Raw genomic sequence first — 16,541 nt, 5'->3', positions numbered from 1 at the left:
CTCTTTTCTCATATAAACCACCACGTATATTGTCAAAAATAAACAGTAACCCCTGCTCATTTGAACAAAATTTTTACTACATTATCCATTAAAAGAATACCAAATGTGCAAATTGATAGCAACAGAGTTTAGACAGTAGACGTCGTTATCCGTTATAATAGGAACGAGTAGAGTGATAATATGCACTCCATGCGTTCAAGCACTTTTCACACTCTATTTTTCATAACCTTAATAATAGAAATGTACGGTTAGAGGAGGACGAATTTAATGGGTAAGAAAACAAAAGTTGCTTTAGCAATTGCTGCGGCGAGTGCTGCGGCATGGGCAGGATCCAAAGCTATTTCGAAGCCGCAAAAACGCGAATCTAAAGAAGCATTACAATTTGAACGCCCAATTATTATCGCACAGTATGGGGGCTCCGCTTTAGCTCCTGAACACTCATCACTTGCATTCGAACAAGCGAGCAATCATGGTGTAGATGGATTTGCTGTAAGCGTACGTCTAACAAAAGACGAAGAAATTATCGCATTCCATGACGCGACTGTTGATCGTACAGCAAACGGTGCAGGTTACATTAAAGATTTAACATTAGAAGAACTGAAGCAACTTAATATCGGCTATCATTTTGAAGCAATTGACGGCACACGCCCATATGAAGACGAAGCTGTTGCAGTTGTTACATTGCGTGAACTATTCGAAATATATCCAAATAAACTATTTATCGTGTCTATTCAGGACAGCCCTGACACATATGAAGGTAGTTTAATGCCTTCAAAACTATGGCGCTTAATCGAAGAATTAGATATTCAGTATCAAATTATCGTAACAAGCCCATATAGCGAACAAATCGACCGGTTCAATTTATACGCACAAAACCGCATCGCATTAGGTGCAGGTGAAAGCGATGTAAAAAAAGCAATGACAGCATTTACAAGTCAATTCGGTCATTTATATCATCCAAAAGTCGATTTATTCGTTGTACCGCTAAAAGCAGGTGTTTTCAACTATGACTCGACGCGCTTTGTAAAGTTTTTAGCAGACTTAAATGTCCCAACATTATATAGTGATATTGACGATTTAATGACGATGAATCGCTTAATTCGTCAAGGCGCGATGGGTATCATTACAAACCGCCCTGATATTGCTGCTTTAATAAATGAAACCATTGAAGCTTAAATAAAAAAACCAACATTCCTAAACGAATGTTGGTTTTTTTGTAGTACATTAAGCCGAACAAGAACAGCCGCCACCTGTACCGCAGCCAGAGCCACATGATGAACCACTTGCAAAGAACGGATTGCTCGCAGGAATTTTAACCGCTTCTGAAACGGAACGACCGATTATAAAACTAATTTCATCTAATAAGTCTTGATAATCATTTTCCGCTAATTTAAGTGAAGCTACTTGCTCGTTTAAATCGAGCGCACGCTTTTCCATTCGAATTTTTTTCATAATTGTATTGTAATCAGGATGATATTTTCCGAAGCGTTGGACATCCTCATAATGATCTTTTAAACGTTGAAAGGCCTTAATTTGAGCACTTAATGCTTCATCCTCATACACAGCATGGTATGCTTCTCGATATCGCTGTGCTTGTGTGGAAGAAAGAATCATCGTGCTTAATTCATCGACCTCATCTAAAATCATTATCCAATCTGAAGTCATGAGCATTGTTAATTCCTCCAATCTCATATAATCATAACAGAATCGCTTCGAAAATCAATTATCGTTTCTTGCTTTTTGTGCATCATGTAAAAATTGCGAAACACATAGATGATCTGAAAATTCGCTTTGTATCTTACCAATCTGTTGTGTCTTTTCATGCCCCTTGCCTAATATTACAACCGTGTCGCCTACTTTTGCTTCATTTAATGCAGCGAAAATAGCCTGCTTCCGATCAAGAATTTCATGAAATACTTGTGTAGACGAAAAGCCCTGTTGTATTTGTTCATTAATCGTTGTTGGATCTTCATCACGGGCATTATCCGTTGTCAGCATAATGACATCCGCATAAATCGAAGCAATCATACCCATTTTTGGCCGCTTTGCTTGATCACGATTGCCACCACAACTAAATACAACAATAACTCGTTGTTTTGCTTGTCTTTTTACAGCTAGTAGTAGTTGTTTCATCGCATCTGGTGTATGTGCATAATCAATAATAATGTCTAATCCATTGTCATTTTTAATGCGTTCAAATCTTCCTTCTGGTAAAGTTAGTTCCTCACTAAAGTGACATAATTGCTCAAGTGGGTATTCTAATTGAGTTAACACACTCATTGCCGCTAGAACATTCGCACATTGATAGTCTCCAACAAACGGTATGTGCACTACATGCTTTTCGTCTTTATATTGCACTAAGCATGTTGTATAGGAAGTCCCTTCAAACAAAACTTGATAAAAATAATCTACATGCTGTCCCTTACCAAAAAAGCTTCTTTTCCCTTTTTTCGAAAAGCCAATGGAACGACAAATAACATCGTCACTATTCACAATAATTTGTTTCGCCATTGTCGCCAATATTTGCTTGGCTAATTTGTAATTTTCTAAACTACCATGGTCTTCAATATGATCTTCCGTCACATTTAAAAACACGCCGATATCAATATCAGAGAAATCTAGCCGGTGCTTATGCAAACCGATTGAGGAAGCTTCTAATACTACATAGCGAATGCCGGTTTTCACAGCTTCATGAAACAACGCATGCAATTGTTTTGGTTGCAAGGTAGTTAATGATTGATAATGCTCAAAAGATCGCTTGCCATTGACAAATACACCATTTGTACCAATAACCATGACATTTTGTTTCAATCGCTGCAATAACTGCCCAATTAAATGAGTCACAGTTGTTTTCCCATTTGTACCTGTCACAGCAATAATCGTCAACGCTTCTGCAGGAAAATGATGAATTTTCGCTGAACTATACGCTAAAAAGCTTAATGTATTTGGCACCCAAATTAGCGGAACTGTAAGCTTAGCCGAATTATAATAGTGTTCATCATCTACAACAATCGCTACCGCACCATTTAATATTGCTTGTGGAATATACGTTATCCCATTAGATTCCTTACCTTTTCTTGCAACAAAAATAGATCCGGCTGTTACTTCACTCGCATGATCCTCAATACGCATTACTTCACATCGCACAGAGCCCTTAACAGTACACGGCCAATCATTTAATAGCTCTGCTAATTGCACGTTCACACTCCTTACTTTACTGTATGAAGCAAATAAAAAAACGCTACTAGTATGCAGCGTTTTTATTCGTTACTTCATATAAAGTTGTGTAAAATTATTTACATACGCACCCGAACCGATTAGCGTATAATCTTCGTTTAATACAAGTGCACGATGCTCTTTTGAATTTATCCAACCATGTAATACTTCAATCGGATCTTTATAATTTGCAGCTACATTTTCACCTAACTGCTCATAACTAATTTCAAGTGCAACTAATTCTCCACCGACATCAAATTTTTCTGATTCAGTTGTTTGTGTTTCCATCAATGTTAAAAACATTTGCTCACTATTATCACTTGCTAACGATGTTAACACATTCGAATACGCTAATTTCGGTAATTCAAATTTTTCACGAAACGCATTCGTTAACGCTGTCAAAATTCGTCCATTCGCTAAATTAATTTCGATTTGTGCAAAGCTCGATGGTGTGTTTGCCTCTACTAACTCTCCAAAAAACTGCATTTCATAAGATTTATGTAAAACTAGCGTCGCACCATCTAAGAAACGCACACCATATAATGTATTCGTTTCGTTATCTATGTAAAGCTGTATATAAACATCATCATATTTCACTAAAATCCGATTTTTCATATCTTCTTCATTCATCGCAAACAAATAAACGTTGTCGTCACTTTCAAATGTCACTTCTTGCTCAAAAATCGTCATTCGATAAATATCATCAATTGATTCATTAATTGTATATGGTGTTGTATTAAAACTCATATCGTTTGTATAGATTTGAGTGACAATATTATTCATTACGCCTACCATGAATAGACCTGCCTTATTCTCGTATACCCACCATTCATAACCAAATTCAGTAGGGTCTACACGCACAGGCTTACCGTAATTATCCAAAATTTCACTAGCCGATTTTCCGATATAAATGGAAATACCTGTTGTAGGTCTTGGCAGTTCATTGATACTTTGCTGCGTTGACTCTAGATCTATCACAGGCTTTGTAATAGTTGTTGGCCCTTCTAGTACCTCTGTTTTAGAAGGCTCTACATTTGTATAATATACGACAATACAGATACATGTCGCTACGATCAATATTTGAAATAAAGCCTTCATAAAGCCCTCCGCTCCTCTATTTTTTTCGAGTATTATTATACCAATTTTGGACACGATGACACAATGTTGTCATTGAAACATTTACCATTTTGTTCTATTATTAAATTTGACCGTATAGTTATGTACGCTAGGTAAAAGGAGGATAACGAAATGTATATTGATAATACACAACTGGAAAATGTTAAAGTTGACCAAGAAGTTTTAACAACAGTAATGGGTAAATTTGGTTTAGAGTGCCACGGTGCATGGGATTATGACCGTATGACATTTGACCGTAAATACGACGTTAAGGAAGGTCGTTTCTACTTACGTGTTTTCTGTGATGCTGTATCTGGTGATGTAGGTGCACACAGTGCAACATTAAACATCAACAAGCCTGCAATCGGCAAATACTACTATCCACACGGTGTTGAATACACAGACGAAGTTTTCCCTTCACATTTATTAAAAGAATGTGAAAAAGTATTAATTGACGTTCGTAAAGAATTATCTGCATACGGTATTTAATACATGCTAAAAAGCTGGTTGCTCGTACCCAGCTTTTTTATTTTGTAATAAACAAAAGCTTCCCACACTTGTGCATGAGAAGCTTATCATTAGAAACCTAAAATGGCTTTAAATACGGATGTTGTTTCTCCGCCTTCATAAATTACATAAAGTAAAAAGTATACTACAACCCCTGTAATTGCTACGAAGAACCAAATAATACTTGTAATAGGACCAACACGACGGTGTAATTTTAAGTTATTTTTATAGCCAGAAAGAAGGCTCGTAATTCCAAATACAGCACCAACAGTTGCTAATGTAATATGGAAAATCAAAAAGAATGTATAGTAGCCTTTTAATTCATCTGGCCCACCAAAAGCCGTGTTTCCGATAAACACTGTACGTGTTACGTAAATAGTGAAGAAAATTAGCGCTGAAACACCAGCAGCGAACATCACTTTTTTATGTGCTTCAACTTTTCTTTGTGCAATTAATACCCAACCAATTGCTACTAAAACAGCACTGATTACGATAAATGCAGTGCTGATTGTAGGTAAAATAGGTACGCCCATTGATAAAATCCCCAATCTTAATGTTTCATTTGTTTTATTCACATGATCAATCATGCCTATTTAGTTTATCATTTTATTAGTAGTGAGTTCTATTTTGAAACTCCTTTAATGCATTTTTTGTAATTTCCTCTTGGTTTGTACGTTCAGTATTCCACCATTTACGGAAAATACGGAATAAAATAACACCAAAAATGATTTCTTGAATAATTTTCATCAGTACGCCACCTACTTGCTGGTCACTTACTAAATCCATATTCGAAAATAACTCTGGGCCTGATAATGTAAGCTCTGATAATGTCGCTGAAGGTACACACAGCTCCATCGCCTTAATCCACATCTCACTATTGCTATATGTACCATACATCGGGCTTGATGCGAAAATAATTAACGCACATGCCGGAGTAATCAATACTGCATTCGATGCAATATACGCCAATTTACTCATATTTTTCATCTCATGTTGACCTTCAATGTTATTCAATAATGGCCAATACATAAAAATCGAAGCAATAAGTAAAATACTCGTATAAACCATATGTAATACTTCATTTAACTTAATTGTGTCGAAAACTGAAGGTAAATGATATACCGAAAACAATCCCGTAAATAACACAATCGCAACTAAAGGCTTCGTAAAGATTTTAAAAATTGTACGCATAATTGGCGCTTCCACAACAATTTTCCAAATCCATCCTGGAATACCTTTAATAAAGAAAATCGGTACTAACAACAATAAAAATGCCATTTGTGTCATATGCAATGTAAACATAATATGACCTAATAAATCAATCGGCGAGCCTTTAATAATATAGTACGAAATGACAAAGAGAATAAAATTGGTCGCTTCACTTTTCTTTAATGGTTCGCCTGCTTTAAATTTGTGCTGCCACTTTACAGTTACTAAAAAATATAACACTGTCACGAGTATAAGCGTCCCTAATAAATAAGGACTCCATAACGCTTGAAAACCAAAAATACTTATCGGCATTTGACCATGCTCCTTTAAACATCAGTAAGTTCATTATAGAATGGGAAATTTATAACTTCAATGGAATAACTATGACAATTGCTTGAAATCAAACATGTATTTTGTGTATATGTTAACATCAGCAAATTCACTAACAGAAAATGGATTAAGTACAGTGTGACTTATTTTTGGCGGGCTATGGCATGACAGCATTATGGCCACGTGGTACGTGTCCATACTACTGTCTTTAATGCCACATGCAAGGCCCGCCATAGTAAAGTGTTGCGTGTTAATTTAGTGAAGAGAGTCCAATGCTGCCGCTTGCGCATTCGCGAGGCGGCGGGAATTAATAAAATATGTCACAGTTTACAGTAAGTTATCTTGGATTAATAGTTATTTCTGTAAATAAAAATGAGCTATTTTGATAGTCTCAAATATAAAATCGTTTTTAAACGAAAGTAGACTTTTTATCAATTACAATGTCCGATTCTGCACACCTCATTCAAAAACTTTGTAATAAAAACAAACTTTAGTTTTATAGTAGAGTGCCGCGAAGTGAAGGGTCGGACTCCTTGGGGATTAAGCGTGCGCGGAAAAAAACAAAGTTGCTCCTGCGGTTACTCGTCGCAAAGCGTTTGTCAACGCTTTGGAGCCACGCCCCCAGGAAAGCATGCCCCGTAGCGTAGCAGAACGAATCATATTATCTGCATGTATTCTATTTCAAATATTGTATTGAAAAATTCTCATTGTGAGTATATGTTAAGGAATCATCACAAAAGCAAAACGCCCCTAGCAAATGCTAAGGACGTGTTTGTTTTGCTTAAATGCCCCACCAAATGATTGTCGTAAACGCAACAAAGAACGTGAACGCGATGAAAGCAGCACTCCAAATAAAGAATTCGATCACGCCAACCATATGTGTTGAACGGTCTTCTAAGTGCATGAAAGCATAAAGTTGTAATACTACTTGGATTCCAGCTAATAACAAAACCACTGGAATGATGAATGTTGGCGCGAAGCCAGATAGTACAGCAGCAAACGCGATAAATGTTAAGAAAATCATGATCGCAAAGTTTACTACTTGTTTACGCATATGAGCTTTAGACTGAGCTTTGTCATATTCGTATTGAGCTTGAGTACGTACTTCTACATGAGTTCCGTGAGCCATTATCCCAACACTCCCATCAGATATACTACTGTAAAGATGAATACCCAAACAACGTCGATGAAGTGCCAGTATAAAGAAGCGGCAAAGAACTTCGGTGCGTTGTAAAGGTTAAGACCGCGACCACTGTTACGGGTAATTAAGCCCGTAATCCAAATTAAACCAATGATAACGTGAAGTCCGTGCATCCCTACAAGCGTAAAGAACGCAGAAGAGAATGCCGATTGTGTATAACCAAATCCAATGTGTACATAGTGCTGGAATTCATAAATTTCTAAACCTAAGAATCCTAACCCTAATAATACAGTAATACCCATCCACGTACGAACACCGTTAAAATTATAGTTCTTCATATGGTACATTGCGTACACAGAAGTTAATGAGGATGTTAATAATAACATTGTCATAATGAATGCTAATGGTAATTCATAAAGGTCTTTTGCAGCAAACTCCATCCCTGCAGGACCATGATCTTTTAATGCGATGTATGTAGCAAATACACTCGCGAATAACACTGTATCTGACGCTAGGAAAATCCAAAGACCAACTAACTTGTTTTTCCCTTCTTGTGTTGCTTGTTCAGGGTGTTTTGGCCAAGTTTGTGGAGTAAATTTTTGATTAATATCCATTACTTGTTACCCCCTTTTTTGCCTGTTGCACGGTAGTGAGCTAAATCAGATTCGATTGCTTCAATTTCAGCAACCGTTACGTGGAAGCCAAGATCGTCTTTGAATGAACGAGCAATCATACATCCAATTGTTAAGCCTAAACCACCGATTATTAATGCTAATGATACAGCTGGTGAAGCATGTGTTGCACCTGCTTGCGCTTGGTCACCCCATGGGCTATACAACGCACCAAATGCAGCGATGAATGCACCGATTGACATCATTAAAGGTAAGATTGAATTGTTTGGCATATGAATTTCGCCTAGTGGCTCAGCATAAACCATCCCTTCTTTGTTACCTTCTTCTTTTTCAATCCAATATGGATCGTAGCCACGGACAAGTGGCGTTTGTTTAAAGTTATAGAATGGTAGTGGCGTTTCGATTGCCCACTCAAGTGAACGACCATCGCCCCAGTAATCACGTTTGTTAACTGGTTCTGATTTAATCGATAATAATACGTCGATTACTAATAATACTACCCCAATACCCATCATAATAGCACCAATTGTTGAGATAAAGTTGAACAGATCCCAACCTTGGCCACCCATATACGTGAATACACGACGTGGCATACCCATTAATCCTAAGAAGTGCTGAATGAAGAATGTTAAGTGGAAACCTATGAAGAATACCCAGAAAGTAAGAGCTCCAAGTTTCGGATTTAACGCACGGTTAAACATAATCGGCCAGTAGAAGTGAGCTGAACCGAATAACCCAGTTACGATACCACCTACGATTACGTAGTGGAAGTGAGCTACGATGAAATATGAGTCGTGTAATTGGTAGTCAAGTGGAGCAGTTGCCTGCATTACCCCTGTAACACCACCCGCAACGAATGACGGGATGAAACCAAGTGCATAAAGCATTGGTACTGTAACTTTAATTGAACCGCCCCAGATTGTAAGAATCCAGTTGAATACTTTCATCCCCGTAGGAACAGCAATCGCCATTGTTGCAACAGCGAAGATTGCGTTCGCAGTAGCACCTAAACCAACTGTGAACATGTGGTGAGCCCATACCATGAACCCTAAGAAACCGATTAAGATTGTTGCGAATACCATTGAAGAGTACCCGAATAAACGTTTACGAGCGAATACTGGAATAATCTCAGAGAATAAACCAAACGCTGGTAATACTAAGATATATACTTCAGGGTGCCCGAAGATCCAGAATAAGTGCTCCCAAATAATTGTGTTACCACCCATTGTATGATCGAAGAAGTTTGCTCCGAACATACGGTCAACTAACATTAAGAATAATCCACCAGTAAGTGGAGGGAACGCGAATAAAATTAATGAACTTGATACTAATGTAGTCCAAGTGAATAGTGGCATACGCATGAACGTCATACCAGGTGCACGCATCGTAATAATTGTTACGATAAAGTTAATACCAGAGATTAACGTACCCGCACCAGAAATTTGTAAACCAAGGATATAGAAATCAATACCATGGCCTGGTGAATATAAAGATAATGATGCATATGATGTCCACCCTGCATCAGGTGCTCCACCTAGGAAAAATGAAAGGTGAAGGAAAACTGCACCAAGGAAGAATAACCAGAACCCTAGTGAGTTTAAAAACGGGAATGCTACGTCACGCGCACCAATTTGAAGTGGCACTATGGCGTTCATAAAGGCAAAGATAATCGGCGTCGCTGCTAAGAATAGCATCGTTGTACCGTGCATCGTTAATAATTCGTTAAATAGGCCTGCAGAAATGAAATCACTTTCTGGGAACATTAATTGAATACGCATAAGTAACGCTTCAAAACCTGCAATTGCGAAGAACAAAGTACCGGCAGCTAAATACATAATCGCGATTTTTTTATGATCGACCGTTGTTAAATAGTCCCATACATGTGCTCCAAAGCCCTTTTTTTGTGTAACAGAGCTCACAACTTTAACCTCCTTCAAAGTATCTCTCTTGTTTTATAATTATTTCTCAACAGTTAATTTCATTAAGTATTCAGAAATTGCTTTTGCTTCTTCTGGAGAAACATTATATTTACCAGTCATTGTGTTGCCTGGTTTGTACTTCTCTGGATCGATAATCCAATTTGTTGTTTCTTCAACACTATGCTCCATAAAACCAGCTAAGCGGTTACGGTCACCGAATGTTGTTAAGTTTGGACCTACACCACTACCAGCTACTGCTGATACTGCGTGACATCCTATACAAGAGTTAGCAAACGCTGCTTCACCAACATCTGCTGAATCCGCGCTAGCAGTTTGACCTTCTGTTGCTTTCATTGCTGCAACCCAAGCATCGAATGCTGCTGGCTCAAGTGCTTTAACTTTGAAGTCCATTAATGCGTGAGAAGGACCACATAACTCTGCACATTTCCCGTAGAATACGCCTTCTCCATCATTTAATCCAACTGACTCTTTGTCGAATTGTAGGTAGAATTTGTTAATTCCATCAACGTTAGTATCCATCTTACCGCCCACTGATGGGATCCAGAATGAGTGTTTAACGTCTGAAGCGATTAGGTTGAAGTATACTTTTTCACCAGTCGGAACTACTAACTCTTGCGCAGTAATAATACCTAAATCTGGATACTCAAACTCCCACCAATATAATTTTGCCGTTACATTTACTGTAAGAGCCGTTTTACTGCCAGCTTCATCTACTTCATCCATTGCAGCAACATCTGCAAATTTATAAGTAGAGTTTAATGTTGGTACAGCTAAGATTAGTAATAAAATAATCGGAATAACTGTCCAGATTACTTCTAATGTGTGGCTTCCTTCTACTTGCTTAGGCATATGATTTTCGCCTAATTTAGATCGACGGAATTTAAAGAATGCAACTAAATAGATTGTAGATACTACTACTACGACTAATGCCATAATTACAATAGATAATAATAAAATGTTTAATTGCTCTTTACCTACCGCACCTGCTGGGCGAAGTGTCGAAAGATAATCTTCACCACATGCTGAAAGGAAAACGGTCATTACTGTTAATAGCGAGAATAAACGCCATTTTTTAAGCCCTTTCATCATAGCTTAATAAACCCCTCTTTCTTTGTTGTATTTTCATGTGTAACCAGGACTACGGTTATGCCTATGTGAATCCTTAGGTAAGTAATACACGCTTATGCGCCAAGCATATTAAATGTATTTCTTAAGCAGTAAATACCGCTAACGTAAAAATTCAAATAAGTAAGCCACTAACTTCAAAACGATCAGCATTTTATAAATAATTTTCGCAACAAAGCTTCATGCGTCTGTAAAATTACAATTGATAGTGGACATACAATAAAATAATCAGTGCTAGAAGTTTGATTCCCTATCAAATTAGTAAACTTACAATATTACTAATAAAAATTAATCGTATTCGCCAATCAAGTTGCTAGTCCCCACATGTATGGCAGCAAACGATGCCATTGCTTACAAAATTTCATAAACAGTTTTGAAATTTCAAATAATAATAGTTTGTACTCTGATCATCTCAATATGTTTCAAGTCATAAAGTTAATGTGAAACAAATACATAAAGATGAATTTCCTACTTCATGGTCGTTTCAATTAAAATTAAATTTCCAATTTTAATCATCGTACAACCTAAACGCACATGAAATTACTCGTTATGTAATAAACCTTGCTTGTTATTACAAAGGGTGGACGCCCTATTATTACTTTTCCTTTCAAATTTGTAAGCATATTCCGCTACCATAACTATATCTAAATTTGTATCGGATTTCTAGACGTTTTGCGAAATTTCAAAAAGCAACATTTCTGAAATTTTGAAGCGCTTAGAAATCTTAAACAACATATATATAGTAATGCATTTTCTGCCAATATTTGTGAAGGATAGGAGACGAATTTATGAACAATTTGTGAAAAAATGGTTGCCGTTCCAAGCGAAACCTTGATATAAGTTGTATTTTTACCATTTTTTCGCTATCATTTTAAATTAGAGACGCTTTCATAAGCGATGTTGAATATTAAAGTAGGTGGACTCAACTTCATGCAACAAAAATACAGTAAATTTTTAAAATGGTTTGGTGTTTTATCAACGCTTGGCATGTTGCTCATTCTGCAAGGTGGAGCGCTCGTTACAAAAACTGATAGTGGTTTAGGCTGCGGTCGAAACTGGCCAGATTGTAACGGCTCATTAATTCCTAAAGAAATTACAACGGAAGTTTTAATAGAATTTTCACATCGGGTAGTTACAGGTTCAGTTTCCATTTTCATTCTAATTTTGGTCGTTTGGACTTGGCGTTCACTTGGACATATTCGAGAAGTAAAATTTTTAGGATTTTTAGCACTATTCTTCTTAATTCTTCAAGCGTTAATTGGGGCTGCACAAGTGCTTTGGGGACAAGGAGATTTCATTTTAGCATTACACTTTGGTATTTCGTTAATTTCATTCGCAGCTGTTCTGTTACTTACGTTTATCGTCTTTGAGGCAGATTCCAAATTCGATACCGAACGGATTTTCATGAGTAAAAAATTAAAAATACATACAATCTGTGTTACTTTATATTCTTATATCGTTGTTTACACTGGCGCACTTGTTCGTCATACAGATTCAAGTTTAGTTTGTCCAGATTGGCCATTCTGCCGTAACGAGGAACCATTTGCAATTCCTTTTAATATGTATGAATGGATTCAAATGGGGCATCGATTTGCCGCATTACTATTTGTCATTTGGATATTATATATTACAGTTTATGTAGTACGTAATTATAAAAATCAACGCGTTATTTACTGGGGCTGGGTTATCGCAATGTCACTTGTCGTTGGGCAAGTGTTAGCAGGGATGCTCGTTGTATTATTCAAGCTACATTTACTTGTTTCATTATTGCACTCATTATTAATTACATTATTATTCGGTTTATTATGTTACTTTATATTGCTTGTTTCACGTGCTAAATAAAAAAGCCTAATTCCCTCAATAGTAGGGAATTAGGTTTTTTTATTTTTATTGTAATTCTATTAATAAATCGCCTGTTGAAATAGCATCGCCTGCTGTCGTATAAACTTCTTTGACAATACCGTCTTTTGGTGCCTGGACAGTTGTTTCCATTTTCATCGATTCTGTAATTAATAAATGGTCGCCGCGTTTAACGCTACTTCCCTTGTTTACTACAACTTTTAGCACTGTACCCGGCATTGTTGCACCAATTTGATTTGGGTTTGATGGATCTGCCTTTAATGCGATACTGCCATCTACTTCAACCGTTAAATCTTGAATAACGAGCTCGCGGGATTGACCGTTCATCTCAAAGTAAATAACACGTGTACCATCATGCTGCGGTTCACCAATTGACACCAGCTTAATAATCAGTGTTTTTCCTTTTTCGATTTCTACTTCTATTTCTTCACCCAACTTTAAGCCATATAAAAACGTTGGTGTATCAAGCACCGAAATATCACCAAACTGGTCAGAAGCTTGTAAATATTGTTCAAATACTTTTGGATATAATGCATACGCTAGAAGATCTTTTTTCGTAGGTGTACGACCCATCTTTTCTTCTAACTGTACCGATAACTTTTCAAAATCAACCGGTGCTAATAACTCTCCTGGGCGTACTGTGATCGCTTCACGTTCTTTTAATACAACCGCTTGAAGCTCTTTTGGGAAGCCTCCATGTGGTTGCCCTAAAAAACCTTGGAAAAACTCAATAACTGACTCTGGGAAGTCGATTGCTTGCCCACGTTCAATGACATTGTCGTCTGTTAAATCATTTTGCACCATGAACAATGCCATATCTCCTACAACTTTTGATGAAGGTGTTACTTTTACGATATCACCAAACATCATGTTGACACGTGAATACATTGTTTTCACTTCATCCCAACGGTCCCCTAATCCCACTGCTTTTGCTTGCTGCTGTAAGTTACTGTACTGACCACCTGGCATTTCATGCACATATATTTCTGAATGTGGTGCATTCATGCCGCTTTCAAAGTCTACATAATATTTACGCACATCTTCCCAATAGTACGATAATTTTTCTAAGCTTTCGATGTCTGCACGTACATTGCGTTCTGAGCCTTTCATTGCATAATGCAATGAATTCGCACTCGGCTGTGATGTTAAGCCAGCCATCGAACCTAATGCGGTATCGATAATATCTACGCCAGCTTCAATTGCTTTTGCATATAAATAAATCCCATTGCCGCTCGTATCATGTGTATGCAAATGAATCGGTAAGCTTGTCGCGTCTTTTAGCTCGGAAATTAAGCGATATGCTGCTTGTGGTTTTAATAAGCCAGCCATATCTTTAATCGCTAAAATATGCGCCCCTGTAGCCTCTAATTCACGAGCCATATCTTTATAATATTGCACAGTATATTTTGCACGGCTGTCATCTAAAATATCACCTGTATAACAAATCGCTGCTTCAGCAATTTTACCGGTATTGCGCACTTCGTCAATTGCTACTTCCATTCCCTTAATCCAGTTCAACGAGTCGAAAATACGGAATACATCAACGCCTGATGTAGCCGATTGCTGGATAAATTCACGGATTAAATTATCTGGGTAATTTGTGTAGCCGACTGCATTTGCACCACGTAACAGCATTTGGAATAACACATTCGGTACTTGCTCGCGTAATTTTTCAAGTCGAGCCCATGGATCTTCTTTCAAGAAGCGGTATGCTACGTCAAATGTCGCACCGCCCCACATTTCTAGAGAGAAATAGTTATGCATTAAACGCGCTGTTTCATCTGCAATTTGGAACATATCCTGCGAACGAACACGCGTAGCAAGCAGTGATTGATGTGCATCACGGAATGTTGTATCCGTTAATAGTACATCCTTCTGCTCTTTTACCCACTTGACTAATCCATCTGCACCTTGGGTATCTAAAATTTGTTTTGTTCCACTTAGTGGAGCTGTTAACAAATCGATTTTCGGCTTATCTGGCTGTACAAAAATTGGCTTTGTACGTTTTTCTACTCCTGGGAAGCCGTTTAATGTGACATTCCCAATATAATTTAATAGCTTTGTTCCACGGTCTTTTCGTTCTGGGAACTCAAACAATTCAGGTGTCGAATCAATAAAGCTCGTATCAAATGCACCTGTTAAAAACTTTTCATGTAGCACAACATTACCTAAAAACGGAATATTCGTTTTCACACCGCGAATACGAAACTCACGTAAATTGCGATCCATTTTTGCAGCGGCTTCAGCAAATGTCATGCCCCAAGTTGAAATTTTCACGAGTAACGAGTCATAATACGGAGTTACCACTGCCCCTTGGAAACCATTTCCTGCATCTAAGCGTACGCCAAAGCCTCCGCTTGAACGATATACCATTAATTTGCCTGTGTCTGGCATGAAATCATTTGCAGGATCTTCTGTTGTAACACGTGATTGAATTGCATAACCAAATAACGGAATTTTATCTTGTGCTGGAATACCCACTTCTTCAGAATGGATATTTGCCCCTTGTGCTACTTTAATTTGTGCATGAACAATATCGATTCCTGTAATCATTTCTGTAATTGTGTGCTCAACTTGAATACGCGGATTTACCTCAATGAAATAAAAATCATCTCCTGCTACTAAAAATTCTACCGTACCAGCATTAATATAACCTACATTTTTCATTAACTTAACGGCTGCATCACAAATACGATTTCGTAAATCATCTGAAATTGAATTAGACGGAGCGATTTCAACTACTTTTTGATGACGGCGTTGAATCGAGCAATCACGCTCATATAAATGCACAATATTGTCATGCGTATCGCCAATAATTTGGACTTCGATATGTTTTGGCTTAATAATGGCCTTTTCTACATACACTTCATCCGAGCCAAATGCCGCTTTTGCTTCAGACTTTGCACGGTCATAAGCCTCTTGAACATCCTCAGCTGAATGGACAAGACGCATGCCTCGACCACCGCCACCTAGTGCCGCTTTAATCATAATTGGATAGCTATGTGTGGCACCAAAAGATTGCACTTCTTCTAAGCTTGCTACTGGACCATCTGTACCTGGAATCACAGGAATTCCCGCTACAATCGCTTGTTCACGCGCTTTTACTTTATCTCCAAACATATCTAAATGACGTGAAGTCGGACCGATAAATTGAATGCCTTCTTCTTCACAGCGACGTGCAAAATGTACGTTTTCTGCTAAAAATCCGTAACCTGGATGTATCGCATCGACGTTTGCCCCTTTCGCAATTTTTATGATACCCTCGATATCTAAATATGCATCAATCGGCTTTTTACCAGCCCCAATAATGTACGCCTCATCTGCTTTATAACGGTGATACGAACCGCTATCCTCACGAGAATAAATTGCTACTGTATTAATGTGCAATTCGTTACATGCTCGTAAAATACGAATGGCAATTTCCCCTCGGTTTGCTACTAATATCTTTTTAATTGCTCTCATTTC

13 protein-coding genes are annotated in these 16,541 nt (G+C 37.6%); 3 read left to right on the top strand and 10 right to left on the bottom strand.

What is annotated here, in order from left to right:
* Nucleotides 1–267 precede the first annotated feature (267 nt).
* Nucleotides 268–1,176 carry a glycerophosphodiester phosphodiesterase family protein gene (locus LZ480_RS02835; RefSeq protein WP_241367866.1) on the top strand — a complete coding sequence of 303 codons (909 nt, stop codon included), beginning with the start codon at nt 268–270 and terminating at the stop codon, nt 1,174–1,176.
* 48 nt (nt 1,177–1,224) lie between these two features.
* Here LZ480_RS02835 and LZ480_RS02830 read toward each other — a convergent pair whose 3' ends face one another.
* The 3 genes from LZ480_RS02830 to LZ480_RS02820 all read right to left on the bottom strand — a co-directional run bounded on the left by LZ480_RS02830 (nt 1,225) and on the right by LZ480_RS02820 (nt 4,314).
* On the bottom strand, nt 1,225–1,671 hold the full coding sequence (locus LZ480_RS02830) for a YlbF family regulator (RefSeq protein ID WP_241367865.1): 447 nt from the start codon (nt 1,669–1,671) through the stop codon (nt 1,225–1,227).
* A gap of 48 nt (nt 1,672–1,719) precedes the next feature.
* The gene (locus tag LZ480_RS02825; protein WP_241367864.1) at nt 1,720–3,198 is read right to left on the bottom strand and encodes a UDP-N-acetylmuramoyl-L-alanyl-D-glutamate--2,6-diaminopimelate ligase; all 1,479 of its coding nucleotides are present in this window, start codon (nt 3,196–3,198) and stop codon (nt 1,720–1,722) included.
* Nucleotides 3,199–3,267: 69 nt separating this feature from the next.
* Nucleotides 3,268–4,314 carry a CAP domain-containing protein gene (locus LZ480_RS02820; protein WP_241367863.1) on the bottom strand — a complete coding sequence of 349 codons (1,047 nt, stop codon included), beginning with the start codon at nt 4,312–4,314 and terminating at the stop codon, nt 3,268–3,270.
* Nucleotides 4,315–4,464: 150 nt separating this feature from the next.
* Here LZ480_RS02820 and LZ480_RS02815 point away from each other — a divergent pair, with 150 nt between their 5' ends.
* Entirely contained in the window at nt 4,465–4,821 is a 357-nt protein-coding gene (locus LZ480_RS02815; protein ID WP_241367862.1) for a YugN family protein, read from the top strand.
* Nucleotides 4,822–4,910: 89 nt separating this feature from the next.
* Here LZ480_RS02815 and LZ480_RS02810 read toward each other — a convergent pair whose 3' ends face one another.
* The 6 genes from LZ480_RS02810 to coxB form a co-directional block, all read right to left on the bottom strand.
* Nucleotides 4,911–5,372: a DUF420 domain-containing protein gene (locus tag LZ480_RS02810; protein WP_241367861.1), complete on the bottom strand. Its 462-nt coding sequence runs from the start codon at nt 5,370–5,372 to the stop codon at nt 4,911–4,913.
* A 76-nt stretch (nt 5,373–5,448) separates the two neighbouring features.
* Entirely contained in the window at nt 5,449–6,360 is a 912-nt protein-coding gene (gene ctaG, locus LZ480_RS02805) for a cytochrome c oxidase assembly factor CtaG (protein WP_241367860.1), read from the bottom strand.
* Between the two features lie 799 nt (nt 6,361–7,159).
* Nucleotides 7,160–7,507 carry a cytochrome C oxidase subunit IV family protein gene (locus LZ480_RS02800; protein WP_241367859.1) on the bottom strand — a complete coding sequence of 116 codons (348 nt, stop codon included), beginning with the start codon at nt 7,505–7,507 and terminating at the stop codon, nt 7,160–7,162.
* Entirely contained in the window at nt 7,507–8,133 is a 627-nt protein-coding gene (locus LZ480_RS02795; RefSeq protein ID WP_241367858.1) for a cytochrome c oxidase subunit 3, read from the bottom strand. The genes LZ480_RS02800 and LZ480_RS02795 overlap by 1 nt, the downstream gene beginning before the upstream one ends.
* Nucleotides 8,133–10,070: a cytochrome c oxidase subunit I gene (locus tag LZ480_RS02790; RefSeq protein ID WP_241367857.1), complete on the bottom strand. Its 1,938-nt coding sequence runs from the start codon at nt 10,068–10,070 to the stop codon at nt 8,133–8,135. Before LZ480_RS02790 ends, LZ480_RS02795 begins: the two co-directional genes overlap by 1 nt.
* A gap of 39 nt (nt 10,071–10,109) precedes the next feature.
* On the bottom strand, nt 10,110–11,180 hold the full coding sequence (coxB, locus tag LZ480_RS02785) for a cytochrome c oxidase subunit II (RefSeq protein ID WP_241367856.1): 1,071 nt from the start codon (nt 11,178–11,180) through the stop codon (nt 10,110–10,112).
* A 966-nt stretch (nt 11,181–12,146) separates the two neighbouring features.
* On the opposite strand from coxB, the gene LZ480_RS02780 reads away from it, so the two are divergent.
* Nucleotides 12,147–13,058, top strand: coding sequence for a COX15/CtaA family protein (locus LZ480_RS02780; RefSeq protein WP_241367855.1), 912 nt, complete (start codon nt 12,147–12,149; stop codon nt 13,056–13,058).
* Nucleotides 13,059–13,103: 45 nt separating this feature from the next.
* On the opposite strand, the gene pyc is transcribed toward LZ480_RS02780, so the two are convergent.
* Nucleotides 13,104–16,538, bottom strand: coding sequence for a pyruvate carboxylase (gene pyc, locus LZ480_RS02775; protein ID WP_241367854.1), 3,435 nt, complete (start codon nt 16,536–16,538; stop codon nt 13,104–13,106).
* Nucleotides 16,539–16,541: the final 3 nt, after the last annotated feature.

The sequence above is a fragment of the Solibacillus palustris genome (genome assembly GCF_022549215.1).
GTDB classification, from domain to species: domain Bacteria; phylum Bacillota; class Bacilli; order Bacillales_A; family Planococcaceae; genus Solibacillus; species Solibacillus daqui.
The sequence above is the reverse complement of the archived record's forward strand: the minus strand, read 5'-3'. Positions and strand labels throughout refer to the sequence as shown.